The sequence below is a fragment of the Bacillus sp. EE-W1 genome (genome assembly GCF_009760835.1).
Taxonomy (GTDB): Bacteria; Bacillota; Bacilli; order Bacillales; family Bacillaceae_G; genus Bacillus_A; species Bacillus_A wiedmannii.
In genome coordinates, this window is the sequence record NZ_WIPE01000056.1 from 496,688 (window position 1) to 517,175 (window position 20,488).

Sequence of the window (20,488 nt, forward strand, 5' to 3'; positions counted from 1 at the left end):
TCCACCTCAAAATTCAGGGAAAGCAAAGAAGTTAGGTGGGGGGCGGGCTTACCGTAAAAGCCCGATTGGTGAGGGCTGATTAAAGTTTTACTTTATCAATATGTGTAAATAAAACGGAAATTATGTAATAAAATGGAAATGGTGATACTTTGATTCAAATGAATTTGAAAAAACTTGAAGAGGTAGTAGGCGGTGAAGGGTTACAAGAATCGTTTCATCACATAGAGATACATGGTGTCTGCATAGATTCCAAAAGCATTAAAGAAGGAAATGTATTTGTTCCAATCATTAGGGTGAAAGATGGACATGATTATGTGAAAGAGGCATTCGATAATGGAGCTGTCGCTTCCTTATGGAAAAAGTCTTACAGCACTCCGCCAAAAGGGATGCCAATTATATTTGTAGATGACACTTTGTTTGCTTTGCAACAATTGGCACAATTTTATCGGAAAGAGCTAAATGTAAAAGTAATTGGAATTACAGGTAGTAATGGCAAGACAACGGTAAAAGATATAATAAGCACGATTGTAAGTACAACTCGTCGTGTGCATAAAACAAAGGGAAATTTTAATAGTCAAATCGGTTTACCATTAACTATTTTAGAAATGAAACGAGATACAGAGTTTTTAATTCTTGAAATGGGGATGAGTGAAAAAGGACAAATTCGAAACTTATCAATAATAGCACAGCCAGATGTAGTGATCATTACAATGATTGGTCATTCTCACTTAGAGACGCTTGGATCAAAAGAAGAAATTGCGAAGGCTAAATTAGAAATTATTGATGGATTAAAAGATGAAGGATTATGTTTGTATAATGGTGATGAGCCATTGCTTTTGAAAAATAAGAATTTATCGAGTATAACTTGTAAGGCATTTGGTGAAAAGTATACAAATGATTTGTTTCCAACAAACGTGCAATTAGATGAATATGGTGTTCATTTTAAATTAAATGATTCAAAAATACAGTACGATGTTCCCTTGCATGGAAAACATAATATTTTAAATGCGATTGTCGGAATCGCCGTAGGTCAATTTTATAATGTCCCCACAGAAAAAATACAGAAAGCATTGCGACAAGTAAATATTACTCATATGCGCTTTCAATTTTTAACTGCTAAAACAGGTTTTACAATTATTAACGATGCATGGAATGCCAGTCCCTCTTCAATGAAGGCCGCAATTGAAACGTTACAGACATTAAATGCCTATAAGAAAAAAATGATAGTAATTGGGGATATGTTGGAGTTAGGGAAGAATGCTGAAACATATCATAGAGAAATTGGTAAAATGTTAAATCAAGAGAGCATTCAATATGTATTCACTTATGGAGAGTTAGCTGAAATTGTAGCGGAAGAAGCGAGAAAGAAATATGATATAGGAAAAGTACAGTCATTTAATAGTAAAGCCAAGATAGCAGAGGAAGTATTAAAAGTTATAACGAAAAAGGATATCATATTATTGAAAGGCTCACGTGGAATGGCTTTAGAGGAGATTGTACAAAATTGGATATGAAAGATCAAAATATATTTAAAAAGGCTTGCGTTTTATAAAACAAAGAGATAGAATACTCTGTAAATATAAAAAGTGAGGATCAGGAAAAGTACATAATGCAAAGGTCTACAGAGAGCAATCGGTTGCTGAGAAGATTGCGATACCGCATGATGGAAAGACACCTGTGAGTGTTGCTTTGAACGTGATAATTAGTAAAAGCAAACGGTACCTACCGTTATCAGGGCTAAGATGGTCATTATGACAATTTGGGTGGTACCGCGGAAAAATCCGTCCCTATTTATAGGGGCGGATTTTTGTATTCTTTGAAAGGAGGTGAGTGACCGTGGATGATGACGATGACAACAACAATAACGTAAATAAATATAAAATTACTGGAGGGAAATGTAATGAAGCGTTCACTCACAAAAGAATGTGCGGAGCAAGGCGGCAAGGTTGTATTACTTCAAGGATGGGTAAAAAAAATTCGTCATCTAGGTAATATTAGTTTTTTATTAATAAGGGATCGATCAGGAGTTATGCAATGTGTACTAGAAAATGAGTTAGCTGGATTTAAAGTAGATGTGGAAAGTGTTGTGCAAGTAGTTGGTCAAATAGTAGAGACTTCGAAAACAGAATTAGGGGTGGAAGTGCTTGCTCATGAAGTGAAAATATTAAACGGCGCAGAACCACTTCCATTTGAAATAAATAAAAAGAAATTGCAAGTTGGCTTAGATCAACTACTGAATGAGCGGGTATTATCATTAAGACATGAGAGAACTGCGGCGATATTTAAAGTGAAGTCTACACTTGTTCAGAGCTTTAGTGAATTTCTTATAGAGAACGATTTCACACGTGTATTTACTCCGAAAATTGTTTCACAAGGGGCAGAAGGAGGAGCAAATGTTTTTAAGCTTCCATACTTTCAAAAAGAAGCTTATTTAGCACAATCACCTCAGTTTTATAAACAAATGATGGTAGCTGGAGGATTAGAACGTGTTTTTGAAGTTGCACCTGTTTACAGAGCGGAGCATCATAATTCTTCCCGTCATTTGAATGAATATATATCGTTAGACGTAGAACTTGGATTTATTCATGATTTTTATGAAGTGATGCAACTAGAAACGGATGTTTTACGATATATGTTTCAACAAGTAGCAAAAAACTGTGAAAAAGAACTAAAACTATTACAAATAGAAGTACCTGTTATTACAGAAATACCGAAAATTACATTGTTACAAGCGCAAGAAATTTTGAAAAGTAAGTACCAGAAAGAATCGCCAATTGGGGATTTAGATACAGAAGGTGAGAAGCTATTAGGGAAATATGTGAAGGAAACATATAAGAGTGAGTTTGTTTTCATTACACATTATCCGAAAGAAGCTAGGCCGATGTATACGATGCCAAATAAAGAGAATCCATCTATTACTGATTCGTTCGACTTACTATATAAAGGACTAGAAATAACTTCAGGGGCGCAGCGAATTCATGATTACGAAATGTTACTCACTTCTTTTAAAGAAAAAGGATTACATCCAGATAGGTTTCAATCTTATTTAAATACATTCCGATATGGTTGTCCCTCGCACGGTGGCTTTGGAATTGGATTAGAGAGAGTTGTATACAAACTATTGGAATTAACAAATGTACGAGAGGCGAGTGCTTTTCCGAGAGATTGTACGCGTCTTATACCGTAAGAATAACCCCCTTCTATAGTGTAGAAGGGGGTTATTCCTTTCAACACATGTTAAAAGGAATAATTTTTTGTGTGAAAATATGTAAATTATATTAAGAACATTTTATAATGAATTGAGAAAAAGAAAATTCATAAGTTATAATGAAATATGAATATAAAAAAAGTTCATATAATAATGTATGGAAGGGTATGAAACATGTTATATCAAACTCAAGCAACACAACAAACACCAGCTTATATAATTTATCTTCTTGATGTAAGCGCATCAATGAACCAAATGATGGATGCAGGCGGAGAAGAAAAAAGAAGAATTGATATTGTAACGGATGCTCTTTCTTTAGCGATTCGCCAAATGGTATTTCGTTCAACAAAAGGTAGTCGCTTGCTTCCAAGGTATAAGTTATCTATTTTAGCCTATAGCGATCATGTTTTTGATTTATTGGGTGGTGTGAAAACAATAGACGAGGTAGCAAGACTGCGTCCATTAGAAAAAATTCAAACGCATCGTTTAACTGATACAGCAAAAGCTTTCTCTGTAGTGGAGAAGTTATTGCAAAAGGAATTACCAAATTTACAAGATGGACCAGCTCCTGTTGTTTGTCATATGACAGATGGGGCATCAACTGGTGAAGATCCAGAATTAATTGTACGAAGAATTATGAATATGTCTGTACCTGATGGAAACGTACTAATTGAAAATATTTTTATTTCAGATGAAATTATGCAAGAACAAATTTCTAATATAAAGAAGTGGGAAGGGATTATGCCAAATACAGAGATTACAGATGAATATGGTGCAAAGTTGCAAAGACTTTCATCGCCTATACCTCAAAGCTATCGTGAGATGATGACGGAACATGGGTTTCATATTGCAGATGGTGCTGTGATGATGTTTCCTGGGACAAATGCGGACTTAGTATCACTTGGATTTCAAATGTCTGCTGCAACGCCGGTTCGATAGGAGGGGGGAGTAAGGTGAAATATACCCTATCGCAAAAGGAAGAAACGGTATTGCAAGAAAAGGAAACGAAACATTTTACTTATAGATATAGTTATGTAAGAGCAAAAGAAACGCAGGATTTAAACGAGAGTGGACAAGACTTTCTAGTATTTCTAGATAATGGAACTAGTTTCGTATTTGCCTTATGTGATGGTGTAGGGCTATCTTTTCATGGTGAAATTGCTGCGGAATTTCTTGGTATGAAGTTAGTAAACTTGTTTGATACATGTCAAGAAAGTGGACTGGATATTGCTACATTATTAAATGAACAGTTAAATAATTGGATAGGAGAAGCTTCAGAGGAAGTGAGTGCATTTCGATTGCCAGAAGAAACACCGTGGTTACTACGCGATGTTTTGGAAGAAAAGCGAAAAAAAGGTAGTGAAGCGATGTTTACTGGCGGGAAAATAGAACTCATTCCAAATCAAGATAAAGTACAAATAACGATAGTTACACATGGCGATTCATTTGTACAATTGTTTCAAGATAAGGAGAATTGTTCGAATGTAATGAAGTTTAAGAGAAATATAAAGAAAAGATGGTCTACACAGCGAGGCATTATTGGTGGGGAATTGGCGGTTTTTTCAAAGGTATTATCTAGACAAGAAGCTAATCGGATAGTTATTCACTCAGACGGACTTTTGCCACTTAAGCAGTATAACTTTGAGGAAGTGTTAAAAGAAATTGAGAGGGCACAGAACTCTCCGACAAGCGATGATATTTCATTTTTAGATGTTTCTTGGTAACAAACATGATGGAAAAAAGGTGAATAAACGTGGAAGAGATTATTGTGACATACATAAAACAGTCAAATGAAGAAATTGATATTGCAATTCCAAATGACGTAAAAGTGGTGCAAATTATTGAAGCGATTTTACATCATGAAAAAATAGATGAAGTATTAAGCGGAATCTATGAAATTAGAGTAGCAAAAGATAAAGAAGAGTGGCATTCTATTCGAAATGATGAAACGTTGCGCGATAATGATGTGTGGGATGGACAATATGTAATGCTACATAAAAAAGGAGCAATTATCCCTTCTTTTGAAATGATGCCAGCAGAAGAAGTTTATAATGAACCTGTTAAACAAGATATGTCTTCTAGTGAAGAAGATTATGTATGGAAAATCATTGAGTAATAGTTTTGGGATGGGGAAGGAGAAATGTTTTGTGCAAAAATCACCGTATTTTCAACGCTCTCCGCGTGTGAAAGTAGATATACCAACAGGGGATGTTATTATTCATGATCCACCGAACATACCGGAGGAGCCGAAGTTTTCAATTGAAACAATGTTACTGCCTGCAATGATGACAGTTTTAACATTGGTATTATATTTTGTAATGATGAAATTTATGAAGATGAATGCAAGTTATATGCCATTAATGATGGTTTCAAGTATTCCGATGTTGGGATCATATATAATTACAACGATGGGGCATTTCCGTAAAAAGAAAGAACATCGTCAAATGGTTGAACAATTACAAACAAGATATTTAGAGCAAATTCAAAAGCATCGAGTGGAATTAGATACATTAAAGGTTGAACAAGCAAAATATTTAATTACACAAAATCCAAGCCCATTAAAAAGTGTACAAAGAATTGAAAATCGGGAAAGTAATTTATGGGAGAGAACACCTGAAAGTCCAGACTTTTTAGATATTCGTATTGGTACAGGAGAAAGACCATTTCTTGTAGAATTGAAGGTGCCTGAACAGAAAGGTTATGAAGAAAATCCATTAGTTACAGAAGCGCAAAATGTGAAAAGGGATTTCAATACGATACCAAATGGACACATTTCCATTTCTTTGAAAAAAAACGATGTAATTGGTGTAGTTGGAAATAAAGAAGATAGACTAAACTTTATTCGAATTGTAACGACGCAAATTATGACGCATCATGCACCAAATGAAGTGAAAATAGCTGCATTTTATCATGAGAAAGAGAAAAAGCAGTGGGATTGGATGAGGTGGCTTCCTCACGTATGGGATGAACAGAGAAGTATGCGCTTTTTATCTGAAAATCAACAAGATGCACAGAAACTAGCTGAAGTACTATTTACCCCACTTAACATGCGTAGAATCTATAATTCTTCTGCGCAAGCGGATGCAAAAGTTCCTTTAATTCCGATGTATGTTTTTTTCTTATCAGCGAGAGAATTTTTAGAAGATGATCCTTTAACTCCAATGTTACTTAGAGAAGGTGAAAGCGTAGGAGCTTCTACATTTATTTTTGCGGAACAAAAGGAAAGGTTACCGATGGAATGTGATCTTGTAATAAGTTTAAATGGAGAAGATGGTGAGTTAGTAGAAACGTTTTCAAGTTCAGCTGAAAATAGTGGGACAACGCGTGCTAGTTTTAAAGTAGATCGACTTTCATTCGAACGATGTGAACTAGGAGCGCGAAGCATTGCTCCAATTCGAATGAAAAGTTCTACAGCAGCCAACATTCCGAAAGTATTAACATTTTTAGACTTGTTTCAAGCTAAAAACATGGAAGAATTACAAGTGCTAGAGAGATGGAAAGAAAATCGATATCCGACTTCATTACCGGTTCCAATTGGTGTAAGAGAAGGAAGTAAACCTGTTTTTCTAAATATTCACGATAAAATAGAGAAAAAAGGGCATGGTCCGCACGGTCTAATGGCTGGTACAACTGGATCCGGAAAAAGTGAAGTGATTCAGTCTATAATAGCGGCGTTAGCGGCAACCTATCATCCTCATGAGATGGCATTTATGCTTATCGACTATAAAGGTGGTGGAATGTCAAATACATTTGCGGGATTACCGCACATTATTGCATCTATTACGAACTTAGAAGATCCAAATTTAATTGAGCGTGCCAGAATTTCATTAAAAGCAGAATTAGAGCGTCGACAAAAATTATTCATTCAGGCTGGAAATGTTCAGCATTTAGATGAATATTATGAAACAAGCTGGCGTGAAAAAGAACCTTTACCACATTTATTTATTGTTATTGATGAGTTTGCTCAAATGAAAAAGGAACAACCAGAATTTATGGACGAGCTAATTAGTGTCGCTGCAATAGGAAGGACATTAGGAGTTCATTTATTATTAGCAACTCAAAAACCTTCGGGGGTTGTAAATGACAAGATTTGGAGTAACTCGCGTTTTCGAATTTGTTTACGTGTCCAAGATGATGCGGATAGTCGTGAAATGTTAAAGATTCCAGATGCCTCTAAAATCAATGTACCAGGACGAGGGTATCTCCAAGTTGGTAGCAATGAAGTATTGGAATTATTCCAATCAGCATGGAGCGGAGCACCTTATAATCCAGATGAAGAGAAAGTTCTTGATATTGTTGATTTTACAGAAGTTAAGCTCTCGGGTGAAAGAATAAAAGTGAAAAAGCGTCCAAAACCAATGACAAATAGTCCAAAACAACTACAAGCTTTTATTCAATATGTACAGAGCGTATCAGAAAAAGAAAATATTAAAGCATTACCAGGACCTTGGCTGGATCCATTACCGGAAAAATTATTGTTAAAAGAATTTTATGCTATGGAAGATTGGACAATTGCTGAGTGGAATAAATCAAAAGAATATTTACAAGTAACAGTAGGATTAATTGATGATGTTGCAAATCAAGCGCAATTTCCGCTGAAGTTAGATTTACAAGAAGGACATTTAAATATTTATGGTATGCCAGGAACAGGAAAAACAACGATGTTACAAACAATTATTATGTCCCTAGCAGTATCTCATACACCAGAAGAAGTGAATTTTTATATTATTGATTTTGGTCGTATGTTCTTAGATTTTAGAGATTTACCTCATGTAGGCGGGGTTGTACAAGAGGACGAAAATGAAAAAATGAAACGTCTATTCGGATTTTTAAAGAAGGAAATCACGCATAGAAAAGAGAGTTTTTCTAATATCGGTGCAAAGTCATTCTCTATGTATAATCGAATGGTTGGAAAGAAAATTCCTGCTATCGTTGTAATGGTAGATGGTTATATAAGATTTAAAAATGAATTCGAAAAAGAGAATGAAGTATTAGAAATATTATTACGCGAATCAAGCACATATGGCGTGTACTTCTATTTCTCACTTAATCAAACAATTGATATGTTTGATCGTGTTCGTAATAATATACCGATGGCAATTACATTTGAATTGCAAGATAGAGCTGAATATCCTAGTTTAGTTGGTAGACCGAATTTCCCGTTAATTGAAGTTCCTACTGGCCGTGGGTTAATGAAAGGTCAACCACCGGAATTGTTCCAAGCAGCACTACCGTTTATAGGTGAAAGTGAATTAGAATACTCACAGCAATTAAAAACGATTATTCAAAAAATGGGCAGTGAATGGAATGGTGAAAAAGCAAAAGAGATTCCAATGGTTCCTAAAGAAATATTTGTAGAAGATTTAGTTGAGCAATTAGAACCAACTCAAATTTCTGCAGGAGTTGAAACAGACGATATCCGTTTGCAAAATTTTTCATTGGACGAAATGAATCATATATTTATCGGTGGAAGAATAGAAGGTGGAAAAACATCATTATTACAAACACTTCTTTTCACTACTACATACCAATACTCTCCAGAAAAGGTTGAGCTATACTTAGTAGACCTTGGTGAAAGACCTACTGGCATATTAGCTCTTGGAGATTTACCTCATGTGAAGAAGAAAGTTACAGATGATATGCAATTAAAAGAAATGTTAGATGAATTGTTAGAGCTAATAAATAATAGAGAAGCAGTAGTACCTTCTATAGATCCAAACGTAACAGTGGAGTTTCCATATAAGAAAATAATCATTGCAATTGATGATATTGATCAAATGTTAACTGTATTATCTATTGATTATGAGGCGAAAAATAAAATGGAACTAATAGTTCAAAATTGTAAAAATAAAGGGATTCATTTTTTAACGGCGGCTACAACATCTAGTGTAAATAACTTTTCACATGAAAAATGGTTTGCGGAAATTAGAAAGAGAAGTATTGGTTATTTATTAGGAACGACTCACAATAACGATGTATATTTCTTTAATATGAAACTTCCACATGCTGAAATCGATCAAGAATTATTAAGTGGGGATGGATATTGCATACGTAGAAAGCCAATAAAAATAAAATGTGCATATACACCGTTACATTTACTGCGCACGATGACAGACAAAATTAGTGTGAAATGGTCTGAATTAAAAGTGAAATAATATTAAAATAGGGTTAAATTACTATAAAATAGAATTTTTTTGCAATTTAACTCTTTTAAAATTGTATGAATATAGTTTATAATCTAATTGTTGTATCATTTATGATTTGAAAGGGGAAATTAATAAAATGACAGAAATTAAAATTAGACCAGAAGACCTTGAAAGAATTTCTAATAACTTTAATAACGCAGCTGCGGAAGCGCAAAGTCAAGTTAATAGACTTGAAGGCGATATTAAAAGTTTAGATGGTCAATGGGCTGGGTCAACACAAGCGAAATTCAGAGGGGAATTTGAAAATTCTAAACAAAAAATGCAACAATACATTCCTATTTTAGAAGGAATTTCGAGAGATCTAAAACGTATTGCTGAGAAATTCCGTAGTACAGATAACACATACTAAGAATAGAACAATTGCAAAAGATCAGGAGCTATTGTTCCTGGTCTTTTTTTTGAAAAATTGTTATACGAGAGTAAGGGGATAAAATGGGATTCCGACCAGAAGTAGGAGAAAAAATTAATCTTAATAAAGATGTTTATCGTTTTGAGAAACACCCAGCTGTAATTGGTATTGAGATGCCCTATGGTCAAGAGGGAAGACAAGGAACAGTTTATCAATTACAACAGGAAAATGGTGTAGAACGAATTGCATTAAAAGTTTTTAAGGAACGCTATCGTGAGGAAAAACATCAACTAGCATTTTTGAAACCACTTTCTTCCTTAGTGGGTCTGAAAGTATGTTCGCGCTATATCGTTACTAAAGAAGAACATACATCTGCTATCGAAAAATCAGAAGATCTTGCTAATAGTATTGTAATGCCTTGGATTGAAGGTCCAACTTGGGCTGATATTTTACAAGAACAACGAGTGTTATCAAAAGAACAATGTTTCTTTATTGCAGAAGCATTTCTTACAACACTTAAAATGATGGAGGAAAATGAAGTTGCTCATAATGATTTATCGTCTAGCAACGTACTCGTACCTTTCTTAAGTGAAAATGCAATTGAAGGTCAACACTATATCGAACTTGTTGATGTTGAGCAAATGTATGGCCCAAAAACGAAAAGACCTTCGTTATTGCCAGCAGGTTCAGCGGGTTACGCACCAATGTATTTAAAAAGTGGAGTATGGCAAAAAGAAGCCGATCGATTTGCAGGCGCTATTTTATTGGGAGAAATATTAAGTTGGTGTAGTGAAGAAGTTCGAAATAAAAAATGGACGGATGCAAGCTACTTTAAAACGGAAGAAATGCAGACAGAATGTGGAAGGTATACGTTACTTCAGCAAGTATTACATAATCAATGGAACGGGGAAATTGCAAAATTATTTAAGCAGGCATGGAGTAGTAATTCTTTCGCAGAATGCCCAAGCTTTGCACAGTGGTACGATGTATTTAATAGCGCGAGAGAAAGAATAAAAATTGATGCGGAAAGGCAGTCAGCAGAAGAACACTCTCTTTTTGTATCAAAATGTTTGGAAATTGCAAGATTATTAGAAGAGAGAGGATTTAAACAAGCGGCATTATATGAATATAAAATAATTTTCAATTCACTCAATCCATCAACAGCTCTGCAAAAAGAACTCGCATATATCATTCAAACTATGGAGAGTCAAGAGCCTGAAATAAATAATAAAATGGTCCTACAACATTATTTGGAATTAGCTACTGAATTGGAACGAGAAAACAATGCAGCATTTGCTTGTTTCGTCTATTCACGAATCGTACAATTTCCAAACATTGATCAGGCGTTAAAACAGGAAATTGAAAGCATTATTAAAGAGATAGAAGAAGAGCAAGGAACACAGTCGCAGCAAGAAGTAGCAGCTACAATTACAGTGCCAAATAGCATTCTACAGAGCCGAAAACAAACGAAAAAACAAGTGGAATATGATATAGATGATGAGATTTTAAATGCAAAAGCATCCAATCAACCACTTACAGTAGCGCATGAACAAAGTGAACCGTCACCTTTTTCTAAATGGTGGAAAAAGAATAAAAAACGGATTTTGATTATTGGCTCAACTGCAGTTGTTGTAATAGGTGGTTCGACGTTGTTTTATTTCTACACAACAAATGCTAAATATCAAAAGTTTATGGAACAAGCACGACAAGCTTATGATGATAAAAAATATACAAAAGCAGAAGAAGCTGTTGGACAGGCAATTGCTGTGAAGGGGAAAGACGAGGCATATCTCCAATTAGCAACGATTTACGTTGCTGAAGGAAAAAATAAAATTGCAATCGATTATATTACAAAACTAATAAAAGATAGAGAAATCGATAAAGAAAATAATGAAGCTGCTTATCTATTAGCTTCAGCGAATTTCCGCATTGGAAAATATCAAGAAGCAGTGCAAAATTTTGAACAAGCGCTAGCGAATAATGCAAAAGGAATTGAAGCATACAAAAAAGATGCGATGCGAGATTTAGCTGTAAGTCATATGAAAATGAAAGAATTTGAAAAAGCGGAAGATGTTATTGTCAAAATGAGTACGAAGACAAATGAAGATAAAGCAATTGTTTCGTATTTAAAAGGTCAATTATCAACCGCAACGGTACAGTTAGATAAAGCAGAATCTTTCTTTAAAGAAGCTATTATGCAAGATTCAAAGAATGCCATATATACAATTGAACTTTCAAATTTATATGTGCTTTGGAATAAAACAAATCTAATTGATAGTGCGAAGAAAGAAATGAATTATCAACAAGCATCTCACATTTTACAAGTAGCGATTCAAAAAGATATGAAAAATATTGAGTTGTTAAATCAACTAGGAATTGTGTATTACGAAGCGGGTCAATTTTATGAAACGCGAGATGGTGCAAAGAGTACTGCTGCATATCAGCAAGCGTTAGAAGCTTACAATAGAGTTGTCAGCAGTGGAACACGCGACATAAATACGCTTGTAAATATAGGGATTTTATACGATAAAGTGGGACAAGGGAATGAAGCAGAGAAGCTTTTCACAGAAGCATACGCACAAAACGATGAAAATCCACATGTGAATTTTGCATTCGGGATGTTTAAAATTAAACAGAAAAAATACGAGGAAGCAAGTCGTTTCTTAAGAAAAACAGTGCAAGCAAATGAAAATGAATCCGAAGTAAGAGCTGCGCAAGAAAAACTAACAGAAATGAAAACAAACGGTTGGATTCAATAAAGATAGGAAAAGGGGAAAAGGACATGGAGGAAAACAATAATAACTTAGGGAAAAAAGTCGCTATATCCGTAATGTCGGTAGCATTACTAGGAACATCAGGATACCTTGTGTATGACAAAGGTTTTAAGACAGCAGGAAAAGAACAAGTAAAACTAGCAAGTAATACAGAAGAGAAAAAAGATGATCGTATTACAGGGGGCGATTTACAGTCTATGTTCCCAAATTTAGTTGCTGATCCTGCAAAAAAAGATGAAAAACCCGGTGAAAAACCAACTATTAATTTAGCAGACTTAATTGGGAATAATAAATCACCAATTACGCCAGTAACATATAAACCAGATGAAGTATCGGTGGAAAAGAAAGATCCACAAATCAAATTATCGGATGCACCAACTCCACAGAAATTAGATTTACCAACTAATATGGTTGGACCTGTGGCAGAGCCAAGTAAAAATAATGATAATGCTCAATTACCTACATCTACTGTAGAACCACCAAAAACTAATACTGAAACAGGAGGAACTGAAACAGAAAAACCAAAACCAGAACCAGACCCAGGACCAAAACCAGACCCAGACCCAAAACCAGATCCAGAACCAGACCCAAAACCAGATCCAAAACCAGACCCAGAACCAAAACCAGATCCAGACCCAAAACCAGACCCAAAACCAGATCCAGAACCAACACACCCAACAATTACAGTATCACCAAAAACGGGTGACATTTTAGTTGAGTGGTACGCTGGAAATGGAAAATACTACTCATCTGTTTTCTTTAATGATTTTTATACGAGTCAAAAAGAACTGGATGAAAATGCATTAAATAATTTAACGAACTACTATAGCAAAAAAGAAGACTGGACGCTCGTTAGCCAATTGAATACACCATCAAAATCAAAATCGATAGCTGAACATAAGCTAGCATTAGATAATGTAGAACAAATTCTTACAAGTGGTGAATATTCAAATGAGAGAGCACTATTCTATTTACGTAATCAAATGAATGTACTAAATGAATCGGTTACTACACAAGAAGAGCTACAAAGATATTTAAGTGAAAATAAGAAGGATTATATTAAATCTGTAGCAGAAAAAGTTTATCAAACAGCAACAGAAGAAAAAAGAGAGTGGTCAAATACAGGGGATGTAGCATCTTTAGAACAAGCGTTAAGTAAATTTTATTTAGTTACATCAGTATTTGAAAGTGTGGATCCTACATTAGTAGAAAAAGCGAATCAAGATGTAGAAGATATTTTCAACAAGCTATTACAAGAAGAATTAAAGAACCTTAATATCCAAACATCAGTAGTGCTGTCTGCAACTGAGGCAAAGGGAAAAACAAGCCGCGTAAAAGAAAATACTAGCAGTAATGAAGGAACAGCAGTTACAGAAGATAATAAGGCAACAAGTACAACAACTGAGAAACACCAAAAAGATGAAAAGACTGAAGGTGCCAAAAATAACGAGAAAACAAGTAATATCGATTCAAGTACTCAAAAAGTACAAGTGAAATCTGAACCATTTAGTCAAGAAATCGAGCAAATAGAAACATATTTAAATCCAGTGAATCCTCAATATGAAAATGCTTTACTATTAGCAAATCAGTGTATTGACGGTGCAACAGGAGAACAAAAAGAAAAATTAGAAAAGCAATTTAGTGCGGCTGTAGAGGGACTTCGTGGACAAATTAAAGATTCTAATTTCAAAGTCGAAGATGCTATAAATAAAGCGAATTTATTAGCAAATACGGCAAGAGTAGAAAAATCTGTTCAAGATGAATCTCATCAGTTATTAATGCCGTTAATGTTTGAAAGAAAAGCAAACGATGCTGCAAATAATGGAGAATATTATACAGCGGTATTAAATATTGCAAATGCAATTCGTACAAAGCACCCATTGGAACGCTCAAGAGAAGAAATGGTTAATTATGCGAATAAATTATGGACAGATACAGAAAATGAATGGAATAAAATGAATGGAACGACAGGATGGCAAAGTGAAGTAAGTAAAAACTTATTACCATCATACACATTACTTGCACAGTTAAAGGATATTGATAAAACGATTGGCCAAATTAGTGGTATGAATATGATTGATAATGCATCCAAAAAAATGGAGGGAATTCAACTTATTCAGTTAGCAGGTGATGAAGCAAATAAAGAAGGGCAAACGAGCCTTTATAATGCTTTACATTATTATGGTCAAGCAGCTTCTCGTGGTGTTGTTGACAAAACAGGATTTTCTAATGTTGCTAGTCTTGTAATTAAAGAAGCAAAACAGTTAGAAAAAACGCAATATAAATCAGCGTTAAACAACTATCAAATTTTATATAAAACACCAGGTATTGAAGAATTAGGAATTAAAGAGGGGGTAAAAGCGGCAATTGAGTATTTGAGTACATTTGAAGCTGCAAAGGCAAGCGGGAATAAAGATACGATTGAAGATTTAGCTTCAGCAATTGAATTAACTTATCGTTCTATGGAATTAGGATATCCAGAAGCAGATGCAAAAGAATGGATGAATATGGTAGCTCTAAAAATGTTTAATAAAGGTGCAGGATATATGTCCGCAACTGACACGAATAATGCATATAAATGTTTTGAATTTTTAAGTCGTGATAAATATGCAAATGCTATTAATGGAGAAATAACGAAACAAGCAAAAGTGGAGGTAGATAAAATTAAATCTATGAACGTTAAAAAATAATTAGATTTAACATTCGCCATCTTACCTTGAGTAAGATGGCGAAATTATTTCGTATAAGGAGTAAATATTAATGAGTTTAGTAGAATTTTAAATTTTACTAAACTCATTAATTATTCATTAAAGCCACACTATGCATAATAAAGAATTTGAAAGGTGGAAAAAAGATGATTAGCAATTTAAAAAGGGAAGCATTAGCCTCATTGAAAGGCCGATGGGGATTAGGGGTAGGTTCAACGTTTCTTAATTATCTCATTCCCGTAGCAAGTATGTATATCATTGGTATAGTAGTATTTCTAATTTTTGGTTTGTTTATAGATGTTATAGGACCTGAGAACTTTGTATATTATTCATATGGCGAACCTCAAATTAATTTTGGATTAATTTTATCTCAAATTATTGTATGGGTTATTATTTCTATTCTTTATATTGTTGTACAGAGTGTTATGAGTTACGGCTATTATACAATCACATTAGGTTTAGCGAAAAATGAATCTACCACAATAGGTGATCTGTTTGCGGGTTTCAATTCAAAGAATATATTTAGAGCTATGAAACTAGGTATCTTACAAACAATATTTATTAGCTTATGGAGTCTTTTGTTCATAGTTCCAGGTATTATTAAATTTTTCTCTTATTCTATGGCTTACTACATTATGTTAGAGGATCCAGAATGTACAGCAAGTGAGGCAATTAAAAAAAGTAAAATGATGATGAAAGGACATAAGTTAGATTTATTTATCACTTGGCTAAGTTTCATTGGATGGTTTATTTTAGGTTCATTGGTGGGAATATTTACCCTAAATCTCCCATATCTTTGGATTTCGCCATATTATACTACTACAGTATCGCATTTCTACCTAAATCTAGTAAATAGAACTAATAATACAAATGAAGTACCAGTAATCAATATTCAAAAATAACGGATTTAACATTCGCCATCTTACTTTAAGTAAGGTGGCGAAATTATTTCACATAAAGAGTGAAGTTCAATGAGTTTACTAGAAATTTGTCCATTAGATGAGGTGTTAGTGGAAGCTTTATAGAATGAAGAAAAAAGATTTCGTTTTTATGAAATATTACAGAAATCAAATTTGCACGTTGTTGCAGATGACTGGAGACTTTTAGGAAGAATACTCAAGATTTAAGGATTGAGTTTAAAATATATGAATCTTAGGTAGTTTGAATTGGAGATGTAATATGAAAGCGAATAAAGCATTTGAGCGCGTATGTAATCTAATATCTGAAAAGTATTTAGATAATGGTTGGAAATATTCTAAGTCGGGTCATTGGATGAGTAAAAAAGATAAAAATTTCATTTATAAGGTATCCTTTTATACAAGTTGGAATAATATATCTGATAAAAATGTAGTATTTTATGGTGAATGCGCAATTCTTCCTTTAAAATCTAAAGATAAAATATTTCATATTAATACACGTCAGTACAATCTACCAAGCAATCAGTTATATTGGAACATAGCAAATGAGGAAGAGTGGGAGCGGACAGTTAACGAATTCATCAATTGGTTAAATAGTGTATTTATGCCAATTGTAGAAAGGTGCACAAATGATTTGAACAACTTTGTAAAAGAGGTTGTTGAAAGGGGTTTTTATCCTCAAAAGGGTTATATGGTAGATATTAATTTTATATTAAAGCACGGGTCACGTGAATTGGCAGAGGAAGCTATCAAAAGATACTATGACAGTTTGGAAGAGTCAATAAAAAAAGAATTTAAAGATAACTATGAAAGTATGGTGTATGGTAATGAAGCAGTTAGTGCATATGGTAATAACATGATGAGGAATTACACCAATTTTAGAACTATCATAGATAATAAAATACTTGTTACTTTATAGTACATCAAATGGTTTGACTTAGTAAGCGATAATTGGTAACCCAATTATCGCTTTTGGTTTTAAATAAGGGTACGGGAAAAGTGTATCCAACGAGACAAATAGATTCAGTAACAGAAGCACATATAATTGATAGAGTGAAAGAAATAAGAGGGAATTTAACAAGTAGGTATAAGAAATCTGGTAATTTTGCTGTTGCAGAAGTGGATGTCAGTGGGATAAGTAAATCTGAATTTTATGCTCAAAGTAGCATAAATGAACTCAAAGGAAATCTTGAGCATAAGGTGCCTGATATTTCTTTACAACCTGAAAATCCAATGTTTAAAGCTACAGAAGCAGTTGGTAAAGAGGGAGAGAGTTATTTAAGGAATACAGATACGGAGTATAAAATACTAAATGATATTGCTTCTAGGCTTGGAGAGAATACACAAGCTACTGGAAAAATTAAGTTATTTACAGAATTGGATATTTGCGACAGTTGCAGTAAAGTCATAGCAGAGTTTGCTACTAAATATAAAAATATTGAATTAGAAGTCATACACAACAATGGTAATAGAATTATTCCTTAAATTTAATTTTTTTGGAGGGGAAGACTGATGAAAGACTGGGAGTATAATGAATTATTTGATGCGATTCAGGAGACATATGAAGAGTTGTTAGATGAAGACAGGGGATATAGGTATGCTATAGCAAAACTAGCGGGTGAATTTGATAACTTAGGTAAGATAGAAGATATTATTGTTGATACTGCTATTGGAGAAATTGCAATCGGCCATGAGAAAGTTTTTGTTGGGCGCATTGAAGGTATAACAAAGAGATTAAGCATGTTTAATCCACAAGAAGCAGGAGATGAATTAACTTTAGAAGAAATAAAAGACTTATCGAGAAGAATAAATAAAGTAATAGAAGGACTAAAAAATGTAGAGGTTGATTATAATCCTTCAGCAGAATAGTGATATTTATAAAGGATTGATTATATTAGCTGATTAAATAAGAGTAAAAAGCTCATGATAGTTGTATCATCATAGAGTACTGTATACAATGATAGAATAGAAAAAGAAGTACGAGCTTAGGCGAGATGACATTTTATTGGGCGACGAATATAAAACACATGGAATGTATATGAAATAAACGAACTCGTACAAACTCGTAAGTTTTAATGTAGTAGTTGTCATGACATGTAAAAGGTGTCATATTGTTACTATAAAACTTACAAATTTAATGTTACTTAAAAAACATATGAACTTAAAGCACTTGATTGTCTATGAAAGGCAACAAGTGCTTTTTTGTGTTGTAACGTGAAAGTTTAAAAGAGAATAATAATTTTATAAGTGCAATAATTGTTAAATTTTTATAGATTGTAATGGCTATGTACAGTGTATGACGATAGTAGAGGCAAACATAAAGGGTGGTATTATTTTTTGAAATCATCGTAAAGTACGTTTTAACGGGTGATGTAAGAATACATATAATAAGAGGTGGAGTTATGTCTACTACAACGGTAAATAACGCTATTCAACAAAAGGAGTCATCACAACAACAAGATGACGATGATCAAGAAGAAGGTACTGATGACGAAGGATAATAAAAAAGGATTTCTTATTAAATTTTAATATATAGCTTGACAGTTACTAATATAACCGATATACTTCATATTAATTTCAAAAGAAAATATATTCTAAATATTAAAATGTGTTGAATAGGAGTAGTAAGGTCATGTATTTGTACAGAGAGCTATGGGTTGGTGCGACATAGTCAAATGACATCCTGAACTCGCCTAGGAGCAGTAAGGTGGAACGGAATCACATTCTTAGTAAATCTTAACGGTTAACCTTCGATATTAGGTTTGTAATCAAACGATTACTACTAAGGTGGATTCATAATGGAATCAATAAGGGTGGTACCGCGTTAAGTAAATGGCTTAGCGTCTCTTTATATAGAGACGTTGAGCCATTTTTTTATTTTATGGAAATAGAAATGGAGGGTTTATTCGGATTGGTTTACAAAATTTAATTATTTATATAAAGTAATTTGACTAGGAGGAAAATAAGATGAAACAGACGGAGCAATGGACTTCGAAATTAGGTTTTATAATGGCTGCAGCAGGATCAGCAATTGGACTTGGCGCAATATGGAAGTTTCCTTATATCGCTGGGAAGAGTGGGGGAGGGGCATTCTTTTTAATCTTTATATTATTTACTGTATTAATTGGACTACCACTACTTATAGCTGAATTTATGATTGGGCGCAGTACACAGAAACAAGCAGTTGGAGCATTTAAAAGTATCGCACCTAATACAGGATGGCACTGGATTGGACGCCTTGGCGTTGGAACATGTTTTATACTACTTTCGTTTTATAGTGTTGTAGGTGGATGGGTGTTAATTTATTTATTCAGAGGAGTAACGGGACAACTTATTACTCCGGGACAAAATTATGGAGCGTTATTTACTGAAACAATTGGAAATCCCGCTTGGGCGATTATGGGACATTTCGCTTTTATGTTCATTACGATTTGGGTTGTATCAAAGGGTGTACAAAATGGAATTGAAAAAGCAAGTAAATATATGTTGCCAGCATTGTTTGTTTTATTTGTTGCTCTTATTATTCGTTCATTAACACTTGATAATGCAATACAAGGTGTGAAGTTTTTCTTACAACCAGATTTTTCAAAGATTACTTCAGAAAGTATTTTATTCGCGATGGGACAATCATTTTTTGCGATTAGTATCGGGATTTCGATTATGGTTACCTATAGCTCGTATTTAAATAAAAAAGAAAGTTTACCAAAATCAGCAGTTACAATTGTTGGATTGAATTTATTTGTTTCATTATTTGCAGGTCTTGCTATCTTTCCGGCCGTATTTTCATTAGGAATGGAGCCGACAGAAGGACCTGGATTACTATTTATCGTATTACCATCTGTATTTAGTCAAATTCCATTCGGTGGGTTGTTCTTAACAGTATTTCTTGCACTATTTACATTTGCAACATTAACATCGGCATTTTCTCTACTAGAGACAGTTGTTTCAGCATTAGCAAATGGTGAACAAGAAAAAAGAACGAAATTATCATGGATAATCGGTTTCGGCATTTTCTTAGTAGGTATACCATCCGCGTTATCATTTGGAGTATGGAGTGATATTACGATTTTCGGAAAGAATATTTTTGATGCAGTAGACTTCTTATCTAGTAATATACTAATGCCACTTGGTGCACTATTTATTAGTATTTTCGTTTCATTCAAAATGGAAAAGAAGGTACTAGAAGCAGAGTTTTTTGTAGGTGGAAATTATGGAAAGAAAGTATTTATTTGTTGGGCGTTTTTACTTCGATTTATAGCACCACTTGCAATAATCATCGTCTTTTTAAATGTAATAGGGATTATTTAAAATTAAATGTTATAATAT

General features: G+C 33.8%; 14 protein-coding genes, 2 pseudogenes and 2 other annotated features. All 16 genes and pseudogenes read left to right on the forward strand.

What is annotated here, in order from left to right:
• Window positions 1-158 precede the first annotated feature (158 nt).
• The 16 genes and pseudogenes from GFJ36_RS10140 to GFJ36_RS10215 all read left to right on the forward strand — a co-directional run bounded on the left by GFJ36_RS10140 (window position 159) and on the right by GFJ36_RS10215 (window position 20,470).
• Window positions 159-1,514, forward strand: a complete 1,356-nt coding sequence (locus GFJ36_RS10140) for a UDP-N-acetylmuramoyl-tripeptide--D-alanyl-D-alanine ligase (protein ID WP_141542758.1) — start codon at window positions 159-161, stop codon at window positions 1,512-1,514.
• A gap of 66 nt (window positions 1,515-1,580) precedes the next feature.
• Window positions 1,581-1,792 (forward strand) — a binding site (T-box leader).
• Window positions 1,793-1,900: 108 nt separating this feature from the next.
• Window positions 1,901-3,187 (forward strand): aspartate--tRNA(Asn) ligase, encoded by a 1,287-nt coding sequence (gene aspS, locus GFJ36_RS10145; protein ID WP_098230736.1) that lies wholly within the window; start codon window positions 1,901-1,903, stop codon window positions 3,185-3,187.
• 195 nt (window positions 3,188-3,382) lie between these two features.
• Complete coding sequence (locus tag GFJ36_RS10150; RefSeq protein WP_044792564.1) at window positions 3,383-4,147, forward strand: vWA domain-containing protein; 765 nt, start codon at window positions 3,383-3,385, stop codon at window positions 4,145-4,147.
• Between the two features lie 14 nt (window positions 4,148-4,161).
• A complete protein-coding gene (locus GFJ36_RS10155; RefSeq protein ID WP_098082496.1) occupies window positions 4,162-4,932 on the forward strand; it encodes a PP2C family serine/threonine-protein phosphatase in 771 nt (256 codons plus the stop codon).
• A 29-nt stretch (window positions 4,933-4,961) separates the two neighbouring features.
• Entirely contained in the window at window positions 4,962-5,324 is a 363-nt protein-coding gene (locus GFJ36_RS10160; RefSeq protein WP_097889498.1) for an EsaB/YukD family protein, read from the forward strand.
• 31 nt (window positions 5,325-5,355) lie between these two features.
• On the forward strand, window positions 5,356-9,363 hold the full coding sequence (essC, locus tag GFJ36_RS10165) for a type VII secretion protein EssC (RefSeq protein ID WP_141542756.1): 4,008 nt from the start codon (window positions 5,356-5,358) through the stop codon (window positions 9,361-9,363).
• A gap of 127 nt (window positions 9,364-9,490) precedes the next feature.
• Window positions 9,491-9,763, forward strand: coding sequence for a WXG100 family type VII secretion target (locus tag GFJ36_RS10170; protein ID WP_000136048.1), 273 nt, complete (start codon window positions 9,491-9,493; stop codon window positions 9,761-9,763).
• Window positions 9,764-9,846: 83 nt separating this feature from the next.
• A complete protein-coding gene (locus GFJ36_RS10175; protein WP_087982586.1) occupies window positions 9,847-12,522 on the forward strand; it encodes a tetratricopeptide repeat protein in 2,676 nt (891 codons plus the stop codon).
• 23 nt (window positions 12,523-12,545) lie between these two features.
• The gene (locus GFJ36_RS10180; protein WP_157349541.1) at window positions 12,546-15,227 is read left to right on the forward strand and encodes a hypothetical protein; all 2,682 of its coding nucleotides are present in this window, start codon (window positions 12,546-12,548) and stop codon (window positions 15,225-15,227) included.
• A gap of 164 nt (window positions 15,228-15,391) precedes the next feature.
• Window positions 15,392-16,147 (forward strand): DUF975 family protein, encoded by a 756-nt coding sequence (locus GFJ36_RS10185; protein ID WP_097889501.1) that lies wholly within the window; start codon window positions 15,392-15,394, stop codon window positions 16,145-16,147.
• 69 nt (window positions 16,148-16,216) lie between these two features.
• A pseudogene (locus GFJ36_RS10190) lies at window positions 16,217-16,333 on the forward strand (SseB family protein); the annotation flags it as partial.
• A gap of 91 nt (window positions 16,334-16,424) precedes the next feature.
• Window positions 16,425-17,081 (forward strand): hypothetical protein, encoded by a 657-nt coding sequence (locus GFJ36_RS10195; RefSeq protein WP_097889502.1) that lies wholly within the window; start codon window positions 16,425-16,427, stop codon window positions 17,079-17,081.
• Window positions 17,082-17,161: 80 nt separating this feature from the next.
• Window positions 17,162-17,647, forward strand: a complete 486-nt coding sequence (locus tag GFJ36_RS10200; RefSeq protein WP_141499179.1) for a deaminase domain-containing protein — start codon at window positions 17,162-17,164, stop codon at window positions 17,645-17,647.
• A gap of 27 nt (window positions 17,648-17,674) precedes the next feature.
• The gene (locus tag GFJ36_RS10205; protein ID WP_097889504.1) at window positions 17,675-18,031 is read left to right on the forward strand and encodes an Imm3 family immunity protein; all 357 of its coding nucleotides are present in this window, start codon (window positions 17,675-17,677) and stop codon (window positions 18,029-18,031) included.
• Window positions 18,032-18,522: 491 nt separating this feature from the next.
• Window positions 18,523-18,663 (forward strand): annotated as a pseudogene (locus tag GFJ36_RS30215) (PepSY domain-containing protein); the annotation flags it as partial.
• A 101-nt stretch (window positions 18,664-18,764) separates the two neighbouring features.
• Window positions 18,765-19,013: a binding site (T-box leader), on the forward strand.
• Window positions 19,014-19,129: 116 nt separating this feature from the next.
• Window positions 19,130-20,470, forward strand: a complete 1,341-nt coding sequence (locus GFJ36_RS10215) for a sodium-dependent transporter (protein ID WP_098082498.1) — start codon at window positions 19,130-19,132, stop codon at window positions 20,468-20,470.
• Window positions 20,471-20,488 lie beyond the last annotated feature (18 nt).